At 38.9% G+C, this 21,219-nt stretch carries 15 protein-coding genes; 3 read left to right on the top strand and 12 right to left on the bottom strand.

Annotated elements, in window-relative coordinates; translation table 11 throughout:
• Window positions 1–16 precede the first annotated feature (16 nt).
• The 5 genes from rplB to rpsJ are packed head-to-tail and all read right to left on the bottom strand — an operon-like array spanning window position 17 to window position 2,770.
• Window positions 17–850 carry a 50S ribosomal protein L2 gene (rplB, locus tag JP39_RS01890; protein WP_041501333.1) on the bottom strand — a complete coding sequence of 278 codons (834 nt, stop codon included), beginning with the start codon at window positions 848–850 and terminating at the stop codon, window positions 17–19.
• Window positions 851–866: 16 nt separating this feature from the next.
• Entirely contained in the window at window positions 867–1,154 is a 288-nt protein-coding gene (rplW, locus tag JP39_RS01885) for a 50S ribosomal protein L23 (protein ID WP_041501332.1), read from the bottom strand.
• The gene (rplD, locus tag JP39_RS01880) at window positions 1,154–1,777 is read right to left on the bottom strand and encodes a 50S ribosomal protein L4 (RefSeq protein ID WP_041501331.1); all 624 of its coding nucleotides are present in this window, start codon (window positions 1,775–1,777) and stop codon (window positions 1,154–1,156) included. The genes rplW and rplD overlap by 1 nt, the downstream gene beginning before the upstream one ends.
• 17 nt (window positions 1,778–1,794) lie before the next feature.
• Window positions 1,795–2,430: a 50S ribosomal protein L3 gene (gene rplC / locus JP39_RS01875; protein WP_041501330.1), complete on the bottom strand. Its 636-nt coding sequence runs from the start codon at window positions 2,428–2,430 to the stop codon at window positions 1,795–1,797.
• A 31-nt stretch (window positions 2,431–2,461) separates the two neighbouring features.
• Complete coding sequence (rpsJ, locus tag JP39_RS01870; RefSeq protein WP_010018513.1) at window positions 2,462–2,770, bottom strand: 30S ribosomal protein S10; 309 nt, start codon at window positions 2,768–2,770, stop codon at window positions 2,462–2,464.
• A gap of 286 nt (window positions 2,771–3,056) precedes the next feature.
• Between rpsJ and JP39_RS01865 the strand changes: the two genes are divergently transcribed.
• Together JP39_RS01865 and JP39_RS01860 are read left to right on the top strand one after the other, a co-directional pair.
• Entirely contained in the window at window positions 3,057–4,262 is a 1,206-nt protein-coding gene (locus tag JP39_RS01865) for a CPBP family intramembrane glutamic endopeptidase (protein WP_041501329.1), read from the top strand.
• 344 nt (window positions 4,263–4,606) lie between these two features.
• Window positions 4,607–5,014 carry a GNAT family N-acetyltransferase gene (locus JP39_RS01860; protein ID WP_082330620.1) on the top strand — a complete coding sequence of 136 codons (408 nt, stop codon included), beginning with the start codon at window positions 4,607–4,609 and terminating at the stop codon, window positions 5,012–5,014.
• 201 nt (window positions 5,015–5,215) lie between these two features.
• On the opposite strand, the gene fusA is transcribed toward JP39_RS01860, so the two are convergent.
• Genes fusA through rpsL form a run of 3 tightly spaced genes read right to left on the bottom strand, consistent with a single transcriptional unit; the run spans window position 5,216 to window position 8,287 of the window.
• A complete protein-coding gene (fusA, locus tag JP39_RS01855; protein ID WP_041501327.1) occupies window positions 5,216–7,312 on the bottom strand; it encodes an elongation factor G in 2,097 nt (698 codons plus the stop codon).
• Window positions 7,313–7,358: 46 nt separating this feature from the next.
• Window positions 7,359–7,826 (bottom strand): 30S ribosomal protein S7, encoded by a 468-nt coding sequence (rpsG, locus tag JP39_RS01850; RefSeq protein WP_041501326.1) that lies wholly within the window; start codon window positions 7,824–7,826, stop codon window positions 7,359–7,361.
• Window positions 7,827–7,873: 47 nt separating this feature from the next.
• Entirely contained in the window at window positions 7,874–8,287 is a 414-nt protein-coding gene (gene rpsL, locus JP39_RS01845) for a 30S ribosomal protein S12 (protein ID WP_041501325.1), read from the bottom strand.
• Window positions 8,288–8,518: 231 nt separating this feature from the next.
• On the opposite strand from rpsL, the gene JP39_RS01840 reads away from it, so the two are divergent.
• A complete protein-coding gene (locus JP39_RS01840) occupies window positions 8,519–9,184 on the top strand; it encodes a prepilin peptidase (protein WP_041501324.1) in 666 nt (221 codons plus the stop codon).
• Here the strand turns inward: JP39_RS01840 and JP39_RS01835 are convergent.
• From JP39_RS01835 to JP39_RS01820, 4 genes are all read right to left on the bottom strand, one after another.
• Window positions 9,181–10,002 (bottom strand): alpha/beta hydrolase, encoded by an 822-nt coding sequence (locus JP39_RS01835; RefSeq protein ID WP_048699287.1) that lies wholly within the window; start codon window positions 10,000–10,002, stop codon window positions 9,181–9,183. The two genes, JP39_RS01840 and JP39_RS01835, sit on opposite strands and share 4 nt — an antisense overlap.
• Window positions 10,003–10,452: 450 nt before the next feature.
• Window positions 10,453–14,121: a DNA-directed RNA polymerase subunit beta' gene (gene rpoC / locus JP39_RS01830; protein ID WP_041501323.1), complete on the bottom strand. Its 3,669-nt coding sequence runs from the start codon at window positions 14,119–14,121 to the stop codon at window positions 10,453–10,455.
• 24 nt (window positions 14,122–14,145) lie between these two features.
• Window positions 14,146–17,754 carry a DNA-directed RNA polymerase subunit beta gene (gene rpoB, locus JP39_RS01825; RefSeq protein ID WP_041501322.1) on the bottom strand — a complete coding sequence of 1,203 codons (3,609 nt, stop codon included), beginning with the start codon at window positions 17,752–17,754 and terminating at the stop codon, window positions 14,146–14,148.
• A 251-nt stretch (window positions 17,755–18,005) separates the two neighbouring features.
• Window positions 18,006–20,510, bottom strand: a complete 2,505-nt coding sequence (locus tag JP39_RS01820) for an ATP-dependent Clp protease ATP-binding subunit (protein ID WP_041501321.1) — start codon at window positions 20,508–20,510, stop codon at window positions 18,006–18,008.
• Between the last annotated feature and the right edge of the window lie 709 nt (window positions 20,511–21,219).

The raw sequence follows: 21,219 nt of genomic DNA, 5'->3' as shown, positions 1-21,219 counted from the left end.
TATTCTAATGAATAGTCTACTTACCTTTTCTGTGACGAACGATAAGCTTTTCAGATTTGGCATGAGTTGAACGAGTTTTCTTACCAAGAGTCTTCTTACCCCATGGTGACATAGGAGATGGATGACCGATAGGAGCTTTACCTTCACCACCACCGTGTGGGTGATCGTTAGGGTTCATAACTGATCCACGAACTGTAGGTCTCATACCTAACCAGCGCTTACGACCAGCTTTACCAATCTTAATAAGTTCATGTTGTTCATTACCGATAGAACCGATAGATGCACGGCAAGTTGAAAGAACCAAGCGAACTTCACCAGAAGGCAAACGTAAGATTGAATACTTTCCATCTCTACCTAGCAATTGGATTGATGTACCAGCTGAACGACCAAATTGGCCACCCTTGCCTGGCTTCAATTCAACGTTGTGGATTGTTGTACCAACAGGAATATCTGAAAGTAGTAAAGCATTACCTGGTTTGATATCTGCATCTTTACCAGATTGAATTGTTTGTCCTACTTCAAGACCCTTTGGAGCTAAGATGTATGATTTAACACCATCTGAATATTGAATAAGTGCAATATTAGCTGTACGGTTAGGATCATATTCAATTGACTTAACTGTAGCTTTTACATCATCTTTAATACGTTTGAAATCAATAACACGGTACTTTTGTTTGTGTCCACCACCACGGTGACGAACTGTAATATGACCATATGAATTACGACCAGCAGTATGGCTTTGAGATTCTAGAAGTGTCTTTTCAGGAGTTGTCTTAGTGATCTCGGAAAAGTCAGAACCTGTCATATTACGACGACCGTTTGTGGTTGGTTTATACTTGATAATCGCCATTATTGGACCTCCTTATTTATTCTTCGTCAAAAATCTTAATTTCATCTGAATCAGCAGTAAGAGTAACAATAGCCTTACGACGTTTTGCTGTAAAACCAACATAACGACCTTGGCGCTTCTTCTTACCAGAAACATTCATGATATTTACTTGTTTAACTTTAACACCGAAAACTTCTTCAACAGCTTGTCTAACAAGAACCTTGTTAGCATCTAGGGCAACATCGAAAGTATATTTCTTGTCGCTCATAGCATCCATTGAGCTTTCAGTTACAACGGGGCGAATAATTACGTCTCTTGCGCTCATTATCCAAGCACCTCCTCAATCTTAGAAAGTGCTGCTTGTGTAACAACTAACTTGTTAGCGTTAATAACGTCAAGTACGTTGACACCTTCTGGAGCAACAACTGTAACTTTATCAATGTTTCTAGCTGATAAAGCAACGTTGTCGTTACCATCTTCAAGAACTACAAGAGCTTTGTTGTCAGCACCTACTGTATTTAGTAATTGTGCAAAAGCCTTTGTACTTGGTTTGTCGTATGAAATTGAGTCAATAACGATTACGTTACCGTCAGCAGCCTTTTGTGAAAGTACAGACTTCAATGCCAAACGGCTAACCTTCTTAGGAAGGTGATATGCATAAGATCTTGGTGTAGGGCCGAATACGACACCACCACCTACCCATTGAGGTGATCTAATTGAACCTTGACGAGCACGTCCTGTACCCTTTTGACGCCATGGTTTTCTACCACCACCACGTACTTCAGAGCGGTTCTTAACATCATGAGTACCTTGTCTCATTGATGCACGTTGCATAAGTACTGCATCTGTAACAACACTGTTGTTTGGTTCAATACCAAAGATTGTGTCTTTTACTTCAACAGCACCGTTTTCAGCACCATTATCTTTGTAAGCTGTGATTTTTGTCATAACTCAGTTCCTCCTTCCTATTTTTGATTAGCTTTAATAGCTGTTTGAATTTTAACTAATGATTTGTTAGCACCGGGAACATTTCCCTTAATCATGATTGCATTACGTTCAGCATCAACTTTAATGATTTCAAGGTTTTGTGTAGTAACACGGTTGTTACCCATGACACCTGGAAGCATCTTACCCTTGAAGACACGGTTGATGATAGCACCCATTGAACCAGCAATACGGTGATATCTAGAACCGTGAGTTTCAGGACCACGAGCTTGTCCAAACATCTTAATGTTACCTTGCATACCATGTCCCTTTGTTGTACCTGTAACGTCGACAATATCACCAGAATTAAATGTATCAACTGTAACGTTGGCACCTAATTCATAGTCTCCCATTTCAACATCGCGGAATTCGCGAATGTAATGTTTAGGAGTTGTATTTGCCTTTTCTGCATGACCTTTGGCTGGTTTGTTTGATAGAACTTCGCGTCTATCTTCAAAACCTAGTTGAACGGCCTCATAACCATCATTTTCAACTGTTTTAAGTTGCATAACAACGTTTGGTGTTGCTTCAACAACTGTTACGGGAACAAGTTCACCGTTGTCAGTGAAAATTTGAGTCATTCCGACTTTTTTACCAAGAATTCCTTTTCTGGCCATGTTTGCACCTCCAATAATTTATTTTTAATAATTATAATTTAATTTCAATGTCAACACCAGATGGTAGATCCAACTTCATAAGTGAATCAACCGTCTTCTTTGTTGGGTTAACAACGTCGATAAGTCTTTTGTGTGTACGCATTTCGAATTGCTCTCTAGAATCCTTGTGCTTATGTGGTGAAGCTAGCACTGTATATAGTGAGCGTTCTGTAGGCAATGGAATTGGACCTGAAATTTGAGCTCCAGTTCTTTTTGCTGTTTCCACGATTTTGTCAGCTGATTGATCTAGAATACGATGTTCATAAGCCTTCAAACGAATGCGAATCTTTTGACTTGCCATGGGGTTACCTCCTTTTTATCTCTTTCAAGATGACCGGCTCCGTGAAAATTTCCAACAGCCCTGCCGTGGCAAAGCGGCCGGGTGTGTCGCAACCTCTCACTTCTAAGCCGTCGATATTATTTTAATATCAATTTGGTACATACTTCTATATGAAATAAGCACTCTTATAATACTACACGGTGAACTCCACATTTTCAAGTTAAAATCAAACTTTTTTTTAATTGTTTGCCGCTTTCTTAAAACCTGATTTTCAACTATACTCTAAAAGAAAACGTGGAGGTGTGATTTGAATAATAATCTCGAATTTAGTTATAATAACAGGTTTCCAACAAATAATAAAGATAAATTTTATTTTATTTTGTTCAAAACCCAAGTAATCCTGAATGCTCTCTTTATCTTCAGCTACAGTGCTGCAACAAAGAACCTATATCTATTCGGTCCAATCATTCTTAATCTATTAGCTCTGTACATCAAACCCAATCCTGAAAAAATTCTCGAGCGGATGAATTTTATTTTTCAATTGTTCTTCCAAGTTTTTATCATTGCGGAATCATACTTCTACTTGATCAATGCCACGATGCATCTATACAATTGGAACCTACCAAGTTCGATTGGCTTGTTGCTCGTATCAATGCTAGTCATGTACATTCCATACACGATTGTCTTTTATGGAAGAATCAGGAATAAGTTACTGCAACTATTGATTGTCTTCTTTCTATTTGAAGTAGTTGCCATGGGTGCTTCAAGCATCGTGACATATGGCACAATTCTATACTTCAATCCTTTTATCGGTGCAATCACTAATTCAGCTTTCCTAGGAGCTATCATGTTTCTAGTCTTAACATTATTTATCATGCACCACTGGGGATATGACTTTCCTAAGATGCGCTTGTCAAAAGCAGCCAGTCTGAAAGTTATGATTCCTCTATTAATAGTATGTATCTGGTTCATCATGTGGAATGCTTTTGGCGGTGGCAATAGTTTATTGAAATCATTCTTCACTTTTAACTTCTCAGGTATCTCCTGGAAACCACAATTTATTCTCAGTGGATTAGAGGCAGGTATCGCTGAAGAACTATTATTCAGATATGCGTTTCTTACTATCTTATTAGTAGCTTTTAAGAATAGTCGTTATAAAATCTTCTACGCTGCTGGAATAAGTAGTCTCTGCTTTGGCTTGATTCATTTGGGTAACGTTTCAGCCGGACAAAGTTTGGCCAATACAGTCAATCAAGCAATCTTTGCATTTGGCATGGGCTTGTTGATGTGTGGTATCTATTTATATACTGACCTCTTCTATGTACCAGTGATTTTTCATACCCTACTTGATACGCTAGTATTCAGTGTCTCAGGTGAGTTGATGTCTGGTAAGGTAACTATCGTTGACAGTCTTTTAACCGTGTTTGAGACCGGATTGTTCGTACTAGCAGCCATTCTGTTACTCGTTGCTGTTTATAATAGAAGAAACACGTCATTTAAATATAGTTTTTAAGTATGTTCGCTTCCGTAAGCTCAGAAATATAGTCTGCTGTGAGGACCGGTGCGAGCCAAAGTACGGTCTCGCGCCTCGATTTGAAGCCTTGCAAGTTCAGCAAGTCTCCAAAGTCGTCCGTTGAGTAAGGACTAAAGTCCTAACTCAACCTTCACTGCATACTATATTTCTGAGCTTACTCCGGCTGGGTTAATCTACTTTCATGTTCAATCCCAATATTTAAACCATTTACACATGGACTTATAGCAGTATACTTTGAGTACTTCACTTAAGGGAGCAATATAAAATGAATAATAGATTAAAGATTAACTCTTAATTATAAAAAATAATTAGGAGGATTAATAATGATAGATTACAAAGTGAACATCCAAATTGATACAAAGGATTTAAAACAACTATATTCAAGTGTTAAATGGTTTGCTTATACCCACGACCTAGAAACATTACAGAAAGCAATCAATAATTCATTGTTAGTAATAACTGCTTGGAATGATGATCAGTTGGTTGGTTTAATTAGAGTAGTTGGTGATGGATACACAATATTATATATTCAAGATATTTTGGTTCATCCTGACTTTCAAAATAAAAACATCGGAACCAAGCTAATGACCATGACGTTAACCAAATATAAAAATATTCGACAAAAGGTGCTGTTAACAGAAGAAGCACCCAATGTTAGACATTTCTATGAAAAATTTGGTTTTGTATCTGGCGACAAAGGAAGTACCGTTGCCTTTTATAAAGAATCCTAGTTACTAAAAAATATAAAATCAGTGTATATGAAGGCATCAAATCAAAACCGGTTGATTTGATGTCTTTTTTATTTAACCGAAAATCATTTTTAAAATGCCTTATTTGGGTCACCAGTGATTGGCAGTAGAATATATACAAAAGAACGCAAAAAAAGAGAAGATCAAAATGATCTTCTCTTTAATTTGGTTTCATCCTAAAGACTAGTCTTCAGGGTTACCACCGTTTTTCTTAATAATTTCAGCTTGAATTGACTTAGGAACCTTTTCGTAGTGATCCATTGTCATTGTAAATGTACCACGACCTTGAGTTGCTGAACGAAGTGTTGTAGCGTAACCGAACATTTCTGCTAGCGGTACGAAAGAATTGATAAGTTGTGCATTACCACGAGCTTCCATTCCTTCAACACGTCCACGACGAGCAGTAACTTGTCCCATAACATCTCCAAGATATTCTTCTGGTGTAACAATTTCAACCTTCATAATAGGTTCAAGAATTACGGCACCAGCAGTCTTAGATGCGTTACGTAGTGACATTGAAGCGGCAATCTTAAAGGCAGCTTCTGATGAATCGACTTCGTGATATGAACCATCATATAACTTAGCCTTAACATCGATTAATGGATAACCGGCAAGAACACCGTTTTCCATAGCTTCCTTCAAACCTTGTTCAACTGATGGAATGTATTCACGTGGAACAACACCACCGACGATAGCGTCTTCGAATTCGAAGCCTTTACCCTCTTCATTAGGTGTAAATTCAACCCATACATCACCATATTGACCTTTACCACCAGATTGACGAACGAACTTACCTTGAGCACTTGTTTGTTGTGTAAATGTTTCACGGTAAGCAACTTGAGGTTCACCAACCTTACATGCAACGTTGAATTCACGTTTCATACGGTCGACCATGATATCCAAGTGTAATTCACCCATTCCGGCAATAAGTGTTTCACCAGTTTCAGGATTTGTTTCAGCTTGGAAAGTAGGATCTTCTTCAGAAAGCTTTTGGATAGCAATATCCATCTTATCTCTATCTTCCTTTGAGTTAGGTTCGATAGAAACTTGAATAACTGGATCTGGAATATCCAATGATTCAAGAACCAATGGATCTGAAGGATCTGTTAGAGAATCACCAGTAGTAGTGTTCTTCAAACCGATAACAGCAGCGATATCACCTGAGAATACTTCTGGGATTTCCTTACGGTGGTTAGAATGCATTTGTAGCAAACGACCAACACGTTCACGTTTGTCTTTTGTTGAGTTCAAGACATAAGAACCTGATTCTAGAGAACCTCTATATACACGAATGTATGTTAGACGTCCAACGAATGGGTCAGTAGCAATCTTAAATGCTAGACCAGCAAATGGTTTGCTATCGTCAGCCATAAGTTCAACTTCTGAATCATCTTTAGGATCAGTAGCTTTATAAGGACGTACATCAAGTGGTGATGGTAGGTAATCAACAACCGCATCCATCAACATTTGAACACCCTTGTTCTTGAAGGCAGAACCTGCAAGAACTGGGAAGAACTTCAAATTGATTGTAGCCTTACGAATAGCTGCACGAATTTCATCATTACTGATTTCTTCGCCTTCAAGATACTTGTCCATGATGTCATCATCGACATCGGCAACAGCTTCAATCAACTCTGAACGTTTCTTTTCAGCTGTGGCACGATATTCTTCAGGAACATCAACAGTATCCCATTTTGTACCTAATTCATCTTCATCATAAAGGTCGGCTTTCATATCGATCAAGTCGATAACACCTTCGAATTTGTCTTCGGCACCAATAGGCATTTGAACAGCATGCGCATTAGCTTGAAGTCTTTCGTGAAGTGTTTCAACTGAGTAGTCGAAGTCAGCACCGATTTTATCCATCTTGTTAACAAAAACAATACGTGGAACACCGTATGTTGAAGCTTGACGCCAAACATTTTCAGTTTGTGGTTCAACACCAGATTGAGCATCAAGAACTGTGATAGCACCATCTAGCACACGTAGTGAACGTTCAACTTCGATTGTGAAGTCAACGTGTCCTGGTGTATCGATGATGTTAATACGGTTACCTTTCCATTCAGCAGTTGTAGCAGCTGATGTAATAGTAATACCACGTTCTTGTTCTTGAGCCATCCAGTCCATTTGTGAAGCACCATCATGTGTTTCACCAATTTTATGGATTTTACCAGTATAGTACAAGATACGTTCAGTAGTTGTAGTTTTACCGGCATCGATATGGGCCATGATACCAATATTTCTGGTTTCTTCTAGTGGAAATTCACGTTTATTAGCCATGAAAAATTGTTTCTCCTCTCAAATTAACTAGTTTAAAAACTAGATCCTACCAGCGATAGTGAGCGAATGCACGGTTAGCATCGGCCATCTTGTGTGTATCTTCACGTTTCTTAACAGCAGCACCAGTATTGTTAGCTGCGTCCATAATTTCATTTGCAAGACGTTGGTCCATTGTATGTTCACCACGTAGACGAGCATAGCTTGTGATCCAACGAAGTCCTAAAGTAGTACGACGGTCAGGACGAACTTCGATAGGGATTTGATAGTTAGAACCACCGATACGGCGAGCCTTAACTTCAAGAACAGGCATAACATTGTTCATTGCTTCTTCAAACACGTCCAATGGTTCGTTACCTGTTTTTTCTTTAATAATATCGAATGAACGATATAGAATTGATGAAGCTGTACCTCTTTTACCATCATACATCAAGTGGTTAATCAAACGAGTTACTAGCTTTGAGTTGTACATTGGATCTGGCAAAACATCGCGTTTTGGAGCTCTACCTTTACGCATATTAAATTCCTCCGTTATTACATTATTTCTAGAATAATTGCTTTATGTTATTTCTTAGGTCTCTTAGCACCATATTTTGAACGGCTTTGCATACGGCCATCAACACCGGCAGTATCTAAGGCACCACGGACAACGTGATAACGAACACCAGGTAGATCCTTTACACGTCCACCACGGACAAGGACAACACTGTGCTCTTGTAAGTTGTGGCCAATACCAGGGATATAAGCTGTTACTTCAATAAGGTTTGATAATCTAACACGGGCATACTTACGTAGGGCTGAGTTAGGTTTCTTAGGTGTCATTGTTCCGACACGAGTTGCAACACCACGTTTTTGTGGGGCTGGGTTCTTTGTGGCAACTTTCTTCATACTATTGTAGCCGTAGTTCAATGCAGGTGCATCGGACTTAGAAGTTTGTGACTTACGGCCTTTGCGAACTAATTGATTAATTGTAGGCATTCAAAGTTCCTCCTAAAAATTTTAAGTACACACATCCAGGTGGTTCATAATTTTGTAAAATAATAAACCACATGAGTGGCGTACGTTATGAGCTTTATATTTAATAAACAAACTAATATTGCTGCCAATAAAAGCACGTCTACTAGAATACCATCTTAAAAAAGCCATGTCAATGCAACATTTTTAAAAAGTTATCCACAAGACCCCGTAATTTCTATTGAGGTGATATAAATGAAATACTTTCTATACTTTACCATTTTCATACTTGGAGCTTGCATTATCTCCTTTCTAAAAGTAATTGCACATGATTATCCGCAAATCGACGTCACGCGCCGTTCACATTGTGATTACTGCGGTAGGATCTTACGATGGTACGAAATTATCCCAATTATGGGTTATTTCATAATCAATGGTAAGTGCTTGAGCTGTAAAAATCAAATTGAATTTTGGCATCCATTTTGGGAATTTATCGGTGGCATAATATTTTTGAGTATGATCCATTTCGGCGACTTTATTTACCTGACATTATTTCTAGGTTTAGTCGTCTTAGCATTCACTGATGCCTACTACGGATACATCTACCCTGCAACCTATTTGATAATATTCCCAACACTATTTCTCACACCATTGCACATTTTGAACGCCCTGCTGACCTACCTTATTCTATTGTTGCTAAGTCGAAAATATGCCTTTGGCTTAGGCGACATTGAAATTCTAGCAATCCTCAGTCTGATATTAGGTTTAAAGATGACCTTATGGATTCTCATGATAGCTTGCCTTTTTTGTATTATTAGCTTTTTATTCAATAAAAAAAGATCATTTAGATTTATCCCCTACATTGCAATTGCAACGGGCATCATCTACATGGTCTTATCTTTTAACATATTTACGATTTAACGATTAGGTATAATCTCCTGTAATTTGAGCCAGTTAACGCATAGTTCCCACCATTTGGTATCATATGCATTCAAATTAGCCTCATTACCGGGGTTTTGAGTTACATAGTTGCCGAGTGCCAAACCGTGGGCTCCGGAACCAAAAAGATGCATTTCATAAGGAATACCCAACATATCCATCTTCTGAGCGTACAAAATTGAATTCATGACGGGTACCGTTGCATCGGTCACAGTCTGCCAAATAAATGTTGGCTTTCCATGCTTGGTTAAGTGTTCCTGAGCCTGCCAATAATAAATATCGGGAGCAATCTTCATCGCCCAGTCCTCATCTTTCGGCCAACCAATGGTCATATCAATCACGGGATAGCAGAGAACATTGGCTGCTGGCGTAACAGTTAATTCATCAGGGAAAACTTTATCCTTTTGATCCGGATCCAACACAATTGAATTAAAGTCAGCTACTACATGACTTCCAGCTGAGAATCCAACTAAAACAACTTTACTCAAATCAATATGTTGAATTTCTTCTTGAGACTTTAGCCAATTCAAAGTTGTAGCTAGTTCTTGTAAAGCTAACGGATAGACACTGTGGTCATCATCAACTAATTGATAATCCAAGACTACCGCATGCATTCCCAATGAATTGAAGTTAAAAGCAATCGGTTGAGCCTCACGGTCAGTTAGAAACTTGAAGGCTCCTCCTGGGCAAATGATGGCTAAAGGACGTTTATTTGGCGTTCCAAAGTCAGCAATCGGATCAACCCAGTAAGTATCCAAGTTAAATTTAGTATCTTGATAAGCTAATTCTTGTTTTTGCAAAATCTTAACCCCCAAAATTATTGTTTGCTTTGCCGTCTCCAGAGCTGAGAATATTCACCTGCTATGCGGACCGGTCCGAGCCAAAGTACGGTCTCGAGCCTCGGTTTGAAGCCTTGCAAGTTCGGCAAGTCTCCAAACTCGCCCGGTGGTGTAAGAGCTAAAGCTCTAACACCACAACCACAGCCGGTGAATATTCTCAGCTCTTCCAACTAATTGATTTTTAATACAAACTAATCCACTAATACTCTGAATGATTTAAACAACTACACCAAATCAGTAGATGGTTGAAAATAAACTGGCAAATATTAATTACCATAACGTTTCCCTTTTACATAAAAATACATTAGCCGAAAGCTTGCAGAACTATATTACTGCCAGCCTCTGGCGGCACCTCACAACTACCCTATCATTATACAAAAAAAAGACGACCCGAGGGTCGTCTTTTAATTATTAACGTTTTTCTGATTTAGCTGCATCTTCAGCTTTCATTTGAGCTTCGATGTCAGAAATTGTGTAGGCACCATTTAATGAGTTATCTGCCATAGGACCAACTTTCTTTGGTTCCATGTGGTTGTACTTAGCCATACCAGTACCGGCAGGGATAAGTTTACCAATAATAACATTTTCCTTAAGTCCAAGAAGTGGATCATTCTTACCACGAATTGAAGCGTCAGTAAGAACTCTTGTTGTTTCCTGGAAGGAAGCGGCTGACAAGAAACTGTTTGTTTCAAGAGAAGCCTTAGTGATACCAAGAAGGACAGGACGTCCAGTAGCTGGAATACCACCATTAAACAATGTTTCACGGTTATGGTCAGTAAATTGAGCAATATCCATCAATTGACCAGGCAATACATCTGTGTCACCAGGATCAAGAATACGGATCTTTCTGTGCATTTGTCTAACCATAACCTCAAAGTGCTTATCAGAGATATCAACACCCTGCATACGGTAAACTTTTTGAATTTCAGCAAGCAAATAGTTTTCTGTATGTAGAACGTTTGTAACTTTGATCAATTCCTTAGGGTCGATTGATCCTTGTGTTAACTTACCACCACGTTTAACGTGATCACCTTCGGCAACCGCAACACTTGATGTATAAGGAACACTATAAGATCTAGAATCAGTTTCACCTTCGACAGTAATTTCCTTAGTGTGTTCTGCTTGGTTTTCGTCGATTGATGTAACAATACCATCAACTTCTGAAATGATAGCAAGACCTTTAGGGTTTCTAGCTTCAACGATTTCTTGAACACGAGGAAGTCCTTGTGTAATATCGTCACCACCAGCAACACCACCGGTATGGAAGTTTCTCATTGTCAATTGTGTACCTGGTTCACCGATTGATTGAGCAGCAACAGTACCAACTGCTTCACCAATTTCAACTTCTTCACCAGTAGCAAGGTTACGACCGTAACACTTCTTACATACACCATGTTTTGTATCACATGTGAATGCTGAACGAATTGTAACGTGAGTAACACCAGCGTCAACAACCTTTTGAGCAATGGTTTCATCCATCAAGACACCACGAGGTACGATTACGTCGCCTGTCTTAGGATCTTTAACTGTCTTTTGTGTATAACGACCAACAAGTCTGTCATACAATGGTTCGATCATATCTGTACCTTCCATAATTGAACTTACAACAAGTCCACGGTCAGTACCACAATCTTCTTCACGAACAATAACATCTTGCGCAACATCAACCAAACGACGAGTCAAGTAACCTGAGTTAGCTGTCTTCAACGCTGTATCGGTCATACCTTTACGGGCACCGTGGGTTGACATGAACATTTCCATAACTGATAGGCCTTCACGGAAGTTAGAAATAACTGGGATTTCCATCATACCACCATTAGGGGCAGCCATAAGTCCACGCATACCGGCAAGTTGTGTAAAGTTTGAGATGTTACCACGGGCACCAGAATCAGACATCATTGAGATAGGGTTTGTAGGATCAAATGAATCAATCAACAATTGTTGAATTTCATCCTTTGTATCGTTCCAAACACTGATAACACGATCGTGTCGTTCTGAGTCAGTGATTAGTCCACGACGGAATTGCTTAGAAATTGAAGCAACTTGTTTGTGGGCCTTTTCAATAATTTCAGGTTTTTGAGTCAAATTAGGAACATCTGTAACACCGACTGTTAAACCAGAAAGTGTACAAATTGTGTAACCTAATTCTTTCATGTCATCAAGCAATGATGATGTTCTTTGAACACGATAAATCTTGAATACTTGGGCAATGATATCTGATAGATAACCACTCTTCAATGGGTCAATCAAATCCATTTCGTCAAGACGTTTGTTAATGTCTTCACCTTTGCCAAGGAAGTATTTGTCAGGAACACCGTGCATCAAGTTGTCATCAGTTGGTTCATTCAAGTATGGGAAATCTTCTGGAAGAATTTCGTTAAAGATAACCTTACCAACAGAAGTAATCATAATCTTATCTCTTTGGTCATCCTTGAATGGCTTGTTAGGCATTGAATCAACAGCGATACCAATTCTTGTGTGATAGTGAATATCACCATTCAATAAGGCTGTTTGAACTTCGTTAGAATCCTTGAAGATCTTACCTTCACCAGTCATATGTCTTGTTTCAATTGTTAGATAGTAGTTACCTAAAACAACATCCTGTGAAGGAGTAACGATAGGCTTACCATCTTTAGGAGCAAGAATATGGTGGGCAGCAAGCATCAACATACGTGCTTCAGCTTGGGCTTCGTCTGATAGTGGCACGTGGATAGCCATTTGGTCACCATCAAAATCGGCATTGTAAGCTTCACAAGCAAGTGGGTGCAAACGCATTGACTTACCATCAACCAAAACAGGTTCAAAGGCTTGGATACCAAGTCTGTGAAGTGTAGGGGCACGGTTAAGCAATACTGGACGTTCTTTGATAACGTCTTCTAGTACATCCCAGATATCATCATCTTGACGATCAATCTTTCTTCTAGCATTTTTAACGTTAGAAGCAATTTCACGTTTAACAAGTTCATGCATAACGAATGGCTTGAACAATTCCAAAGCCATTTCACGTGGAAGTCCACATTGATAGAACTTCAATGTAGGTCCAACATCAATAACTGAACGTCCTGAATAATCAACACGTTTACCAAGTAAGTTTTGACGGAAACGTCCTTGCTTACCTTTAAGCATGTGAGAAAGTGACTTCAATGGACGGTTACCAGGTCCTGTAACAGGACGGCCACGACGACCATTATCGATCAAAGCATCAACAGCTTCTTGTAACATTCTCTTTTCGTTTTGAACAATGATGTTAGGAGCATTAAGATCCAACAATCTCTTCAAACGGTTGTTACGGTTGATTACACGACGGTACAAATCGTTCAAATCAGAAGTGGCAAAACGGCCACCTTCAAGTTGAACCATTGGACGTAGATCAGGTGGGATAACGGGAATTGCTTCCATTACCATCCATTCAGGTTTGTTACCTGATTTTTGGAAGGCACTCAAAATATCCAAACGTCTGATAGCACGTGTACGTTTTTGACCTTGTGCACTCTTTAGAGTTTCACGAAGTTCTTTAACTTCAGCAGCCATATCAACTTGGCTAAGTAAATCACGGATACCTTCGGCACCCATCTTAGCAACGAACTTGTTACCAAATTCTTCACGTTTCTTACGATATTCAGTTTCAGTTAAAAGTTGTTTCTTTTCTAGATCTGTTTCGCCTGGGTCGATAACTACGTATGATGCAAAGTAGATAATCTCTTCCAAGTTTCTTGGACTCATGTCCAAAACAAGTCCCATACGTGATGGGATACCCTTGAAGTACCAGATATGTGATACTGGGGCAGCCAATTCGATATGAGCCATACGTTCACGACGAACCTTTGAACGAGTAACTTCAACACCACAGCGGTCACAAACAATACCCTTATAACGGATACGTTTGTACTTACCACAGGCACATTCCCAGTCTTTAGTTGGTCCGAAAATTCTTTCATCGAATAGACCATCTTTTTCTGGTTTCAAAGTACGGTAGTTGATAGTTTCTGGTTTCTTAACTTCTCCATAAGACCAACTACGAATCTTGTCCGGAGATGCTAAACCAATTTGCATACTTTCGAATTTATTAACGTCTATCAAAAGGTAACCTCCCTAAAGTTTTGACTAGTTTTCTGATTTTGTACTAGTTGATTCAGCTGAATCTTTTGAGGCTTCAAGCTTCTTAGCTTCCTCTTCAGCACGTTTTTGTTCTTGTTGTTTAGCAAACTTAGATAGAGCGTCGATACTTACAGCATCTTCATCGTCATCCATATCTCTAAGTTCGATTTCTTTCTTGTGTGAGTCTAGAACTTTCATGTCTAGTCCTAGAGCTTGTAGTTCTTTGACAAGAACACGGAATGATTCAGGAACACCAGGCTTAGGAATACTTTCACCCTTAACGATAGCTTCATAAGTCTTAACACGTCCGACAACATCATCAGACTTGTATGTCAAGATTTCTTGAAGTGTATAAGCGGCACCATAAGCTTCAAGGGCCCAAACTTCCATTTCACCAAATCTCTGTCCACCAAATTGTGCTTTACCACCAAGTGGTTGTTGAGTAACTAGTGAGTAAGGTCCAATTGAACGAGCATGAATCTTATCATCAACCATGTGAGCTAGTTTCAAGTAGTACATGACACCAACAGCAACACGGTTCTTGAATGGTTCACCAGTACGTCCATCATAAAGGATTGACTTACCATCAGAATCCATATCAGCTTCTTTAACAATGTCCCATAATTCGTCATCACTAACACCATCGAAAACAGGTGTTGCAACATGGATACCAAGTTTTCTAGCAGCCATACCTAAGTGAAGATCAAGAACTTGTCCGATATTCATACGTGATGGAACACCCATTGGGTTCAATAGGATATCTACTGGAGTACCATCTGGCATGTAAGGCATATCTTCTTCAGGTACAACGATTGAAACAGTACCTTTGTTACCATGACGACCTGACATCTTGTCACCAACTTGAATCTTACGCTTTTGAGCAATGTAAACACGAACTAACATGTTAACACCAGGATCAAGTTCGTCGCCGGCTTCACGAGTAAATACCTTAACGTCTTGGATAATACCGCCACCACCATGTGGTACACGAAGTGAAGTATCACGGACTTCACGAGCTTTTTCACCAAAGATAGCATGTAGCAATCTTTCTTCGGCTGATAATTCTGTAACACCCTTAGGTGTAACCTTACCAACTAAGATATCGCCATCACGAACTTCAGCACCAATACGGATAATTCCGAATTCGTCAAGATCCTTCAATGAATCTTCACCAACGTTAGGAATTTCACGTGTGATTTCTTCAGGTCCAAGTTTTGTATCACGTGCTTCTGATTCGTACTCTTCAATATGAATTGAAGTATAAGCATCTTCACGCACTAATTTTTCTGAAAGTACAATCGCATCTTCGTAGTTGTACATGTTCCATGTCATAAAGGCAATCAATGGGTTTTGACCAAGAGCTAATTCACCGTTTTCCATTGCTGGACCATCGGCGATGATATCACCCTTCTTAATAACCTCATCCTTGTGGACGATAGGTCTTTGGTTGTAACTCTTACCATTATTTGAACGACGGAACTTGGTTACTTTATATTCATCAGTTGTGCCATCTTCGTCACGTTTGATAGTAACCTTTTTAGCATCAACATAGTCAACGACACCAGCATGTTCAGCTAACAATGCGGCACCAGAATCGTGGGCAGCAATGTATTCCATACCAGTACCAACAAGTGGTGCATGTGGATTAATCAAAGGAACAGCTTGACGTTGCATGTTAGCACCCATCAAGGCACGGTTTGAATCATCATTTTCCAAGAAAGGAATACATGCAGTAGCTACAGAAACTACTTGCTTAGGAGAAACATCCATGTAATCGACTTTTTCTGGAGTTGTTTCAATATTGTCATCTTGGTGACGAGCCAAAATACTGTTGTCAGTAAATGAACCATCATCGTTCAATGGTGTATTGGCTTGAGCAACAACATAGTTATCTTCTTCATCAGCAGTCAAGTAATCGATTTTGTCAGTTACTTTATGTGTATCCCATGAAACACGACGATATGGTGTTTCGATGAAACCATACTTGTTGATGATAGCGTATGAGGCCAAGTTATTGATAAGTCCGATATTAGGACCTTCGGGAGTTTCAATAGGACACATACGACCATAGTGGGTATAGTGAACATCACGAACTTCATATCCGGCACGATCACGAGTCAAACCACCAGGTCCAAGGGCTGATAGACGACGCTTGTGTTCTAGTTCTCCAAGTGGATTAGTTTGATCCATGAATTGTGACAATTGTGATGAACCAAAGAATTCCTTAATTGAAGCAACAACAGGTCTAATATTGATCAATTGTTGAGGTGTAACAGTAGCTGAGTCTTGAATTGACATTCTTTCACGAACAACACGTTCCATACGTGATAGACCAATACGGAATTGGTTTTGTAGCAATTCACCGACTGAACGAATACGACGGTTACCCAAGTGATCAATATCATCAGTTGAACCAATTCCTTCTTTAAGGTTCAAGAAGTAGTTGATACCAGCCAAGATATCAGCAGGTGTGATTGTACGGTTAGTAGCTGGAATGTGACCATTACCAATTACGTTAACAACCTTTTCGTTATCAGCTTCTGAGTAAACTTTGATAATTTGAACAGTGATAGGGTCTGTTAGAACACCTTCATCAGAAGGATTCAATGTAACAGTCTTGAAATCTTCACGGTCAAGATATGTACTCAAAGTTTGCATAGCTTCACGATCAAGCAATGTGTCTTTAGCCAATACAACTTCACCAGTATCTGGATCAGCAAGTGTTTCAGCCAAAGTCTTGTTCAAAAGTCTTGTCTTAAGGTTTAACTTCTTATTGATCTTGTAACGACCAACTGGAGCTAAATCATAACGACGTGGGTCAAAGAATCTAGCATATAGCAATGAACGAGAACTATCTGCAGTCTTTGGTTCGCCGGGACGAAGTCTTTCATAGACGTCTTTTAAGGCTTCTTCGACACGTGAGTCGCTAGTATCCTTATGAACATCTTTTTCCATAGTAAGGTTCAAAGTATCGTTATCACCGAAAATATCAAGAATTTCTGAATCTTCACCAAAACCTAGGGCTCTAACTAGTTCAGAAATAGGTAATTTTCTAGTTCTATCGATTCTTACATAACCTAGACCTTTAGCATCTGTTTCATATTCCAACCAAGCACCACGGTTAGGGATAACAGTTGTACCAAAGTTTACACGACCATTTTTATCAGTATCTTGATTGTAATAAATACCAGGTGAACGTACTAATTGAGAAACAATAACACGTTCAGCACCGTTGATGATGAAAGTTCCTTCATCAGTCATGATAGGGAAATCACCGAAGAAAACATCTTGTGTCTTGATTTCACCAGTTTCATGATTAGTCAACTTCAAAGTTACATGTAATGGTGCTGAGAAGTTAGCATCATGTGCTCTAGCTTCTTCAACAGTATATTTTGGTTCTAGTAACTTGTAATCAACGTATTCCAAAGAAAGATTTCCAGCAAAATCGTCAATTGGCATTATGTCGTCAAACATATCTTTAAGTCCTTCATCTAAGAACCACTTATAAGAATTTGTTTGAATGTCAATTAAATTTGGCAGTGGAAGAACTTCCTTGATCTTTGCATAACTACGACGAACACGGTGTGCACCATAATTAACGTTATGATAAGTCAAATTTTTCACCTCAACATTTAATTTGTCCAAATCGCAATCAAAAATAAATATTACAGTTTGATTACATTTTGCATGAAAACGGTTTTTCAACCTATTTTTAGGCAAAAAAAAACCAAAAATAGAATCTAATATCTATTTTTGTGTTTTTTATTTAGCATAACCACGGACAATAGATCGTGATATGCGATTTGAACTTTGAATCTCAAAAAAGATAATACTCTTAACCACTTATCTTGTCAATAGTCAAGGTCTTACTTTTGATGAGTTAGTGCTTTCTTTTCTTCAGGCTTGCCAACAGTTACTGTCAACTTACCTTTCTTAGAACCAACTTTGATTTCGTCACCAGCTTTAACATTACCCATTAAGAGTTGTTCACTGACTGGGTCCTCAATCTCACGTTGAATCGTTCTTCTCATTGGACGAGCTCCATATTCAGGATTGTACCCGTCACGAACTAAGTCGCTGTATGCAGATGGAGAAATAACTAACTTGATTTCTCTTTCAGCAAGGCGTTTTCTCAAGTTGTTACTCATAATCTTAGCAACAGCCTTCAATTGTTCCTTGTTAAGTGACTTGAAGACGATAGTTTCGTCGACACGGTTCAAGAACTCTGGACGGAAGAACTTCTTCAATTCAACATTGATTCGTTCTTGCATTTCCTTGTAGTCATCGTGAACGTCACGAGCACCGAAACCAACTTCTTTGTTCTCTTCAAGTGATCTAGCACCCAAGTTAGAAGTCATAATGATGATTGTATTTCTAAAATCAACTTTACGACCCTTAGCATCAGTCAAAATACCATCATCGAGAACCTGCAACAAAATGTTGAAGACATCTGGATGAGCTTTTTCAACTTCATCAAGTAGGACAACTGAGTATGGTTCATTTCTAACCTTTTCAGTTAGTTGACCACCTTCGTCAAATCCTACATAACCAGGAGCTGAACCAATCAATTTGGAAGTACTGTATTGTTCCATGTATTCAGACATATCGACACGAATCAAATTGTCTTCTGAACCAAACATTACTTCAGCTATTGACTTAGCTAGCTCAGTCTTACCTACACCAGTAGGTCCTAAGAACATAAATGAACCAATTGGACGAGCTGGATCCTTCATACCACTTCTGGCACGACGGATAGCACGTGAAATTGCATTGATAGCATCTTCTTGTCCAATAACACGCTTGTGGAGTTCTTTTTCAAGGTTAAGTAGTTTCTCACTCTCTTTACGAGTAATTTGCTTAACAGGAACGCCAGTCCATTGTGCGATAACTTCAGCAATGTCATCGGCAGTAACAACTGGTTTCTTGTTATCAGCAGCTTTCTTATCCTTTAACTTGCTGAGTTGTTCTTGAACATCTTGTTCTTGTTCACGGATCTTAGCAGCCTTTTCGAAATCTTGATCAAGAATGGCATTGTTTTTATCGTTCAACAATTTCATTGATTGATCAGTCAATTCTTCCAGCTTGTTATTCTTTGATACGTTGTGGATTCTAACCTTAGCTGAGGCTTCATCCATCAAATCGATTGCCTTATCAGGTAGGAAACGATTTGTTAAGTAACGTGTTGAAAAACGAACAGCTGCTTCAACCGCCTCGTCAGAAATCGTCAAGCCATGATGTTGTTCATATCTTGGACGAAGTCCTTCCAAAATCTTGATTGAATCGTCGGCACTAGGTTCTTCAACATGAACCTTGGCAAAACGACGTTCTAGAGCTGTATCTTTTTCAATATATTTTTGATATTCATTAGAAGTTGTTGCACCAATTAGTTGCAACTCACCACGAGCTAAAGCAGGTTTCAAGATGTTTGAAGCGTCAATAGCACCTTCGGCACCACCAGCACCAATCAAAGTATGCAATTCATCGATGAATAAAATGACATGCTTGTCTTGGTAAATTTCTTCAATAACTTTCTTCAAACGGTCTTCAAACTCACCACGATACTTAGTACCAGCTACTAATGAGCCCATATCAAGCATCATGATACGTTTATTTTGCATATCGACAGGAACATCCTTCTTGACGATAGCAATAGCTAAACCTTCAGCAATAGCAGTCTTACCAACACCAGGTTCACCGACCAAGACAGGATTATTCTTTGTTCTACGACTGAGAATTTGAATAGTTCTTTCAACTTCAGACTTGCGTCCGATAACTGGGTCGATTTGATTTTCTTGAGCCATCTTTGTCAAATCACGTGACAAGGAATCAAGTGTTGGCGTACCACCGTTACCATTGGCCTTAGCTTGTTGTTTCTTGGCAGTTGCTGCCATATTTGCAGCAAAGCCTCGACGGGCAGCTTTATTAGAAACACCCATCTTGCTTAATAATAATGACTTAGTCTTTGCTAGACTGAGTCCTAAATTAACTAAAATACGATTTGCTAAATTATCAGTGTCATCAAGAATGGCTAATAAAATATGTTCTGTTCCAATGCGATTGGCTTTATATAGATTAGAAGTCTCTTCTGACTCGCTTAAAATTAATTGTCCCTTTGGAGAATATGGTAGATAAATCCCCTTAGCGGTATTAGATGAGACATCGCCGTAACCAGTCAGATGTTCAATCTCCTCTTCAACATCTCGGTCACTAACAGCTAGATCCCTCAAAGTAATACCGGCGATACCATCATTTTCCATTACTAAGCCGAGCAGAATATGTTCTGTTCCAACGGCATTATGATGAAATGTCTTAGCTTGTTCTTGTGCTAAAACAAGTGCATTCTTGGCGCTTTCGGTAAATACTTTGTCCATTAATGTTACCTCTACTTTTTAAGTGTCTGTTTAGAAAGTATAATTGTGTTTTGAAAAAAAGCAATTAATTTATCTTATTTCATTATTAAATGTATGTCGTCTGCCGTCTCCGGGCGTCAGTAAATATAGCCTGCTATGTGACCGGTGCGAGCCAAAGTTCGGTCTCGAACCTCGATTTTGAACTTTGCACAAACCGCAAATCTCAAAATACGTCAGTGGAGTAAGGACTAAAGTCCTAACACCACTCCCACAGCTGTCTATATTTACTGACACCCTCCGACTAAGGTTTTGTTTCAATCTGATGATTGGTTCCTATTCAATATTTAAAATACGTAAAAATTTAAATATTAAATACATATAATATTAAATACATATATAGAAGAAAACAAACTAGCCGGAGGTTGTGGGATATAGAGTTATGCAGTGATAGTGGTGTTAGGACGGCGATTTTCCGTTCTTACAGCACAGGACGTCTTTTGAAATTTGCGAACTGTGCAAAGTTCAAAAGCGAGGGTCGAGACCGCACTCTGGCTCGAGCCGGTCCCACAGCATAACTCTATATCTCACAACCGAAGGCGGCAGACCAAAGAAATAATTGCCTTCTTTAAGAATCGTACCACATTCAAGGAATTAATATACTCAATTAAGATAGACATATATGCTAGATTTATTTTTAGAGAACGAAAAAAAAGTAATTAATCCTAATTTT

It is taken from the genome of Companilactobacillus heilongjiangensis, from assembly GCF_000831645.3.
Lineage (GTDB): Bacteria > Bacillota > Bacilli > Lactobacillales > Lactobacillaceae > Companilactobacillus > Companilactobacillus heilongjiangensis.
The sequence above is the reverse complement of the archived record's forward strand: the minus strand, read 5'-3'. Positions and strand labels throughout refer to the sequence as shown.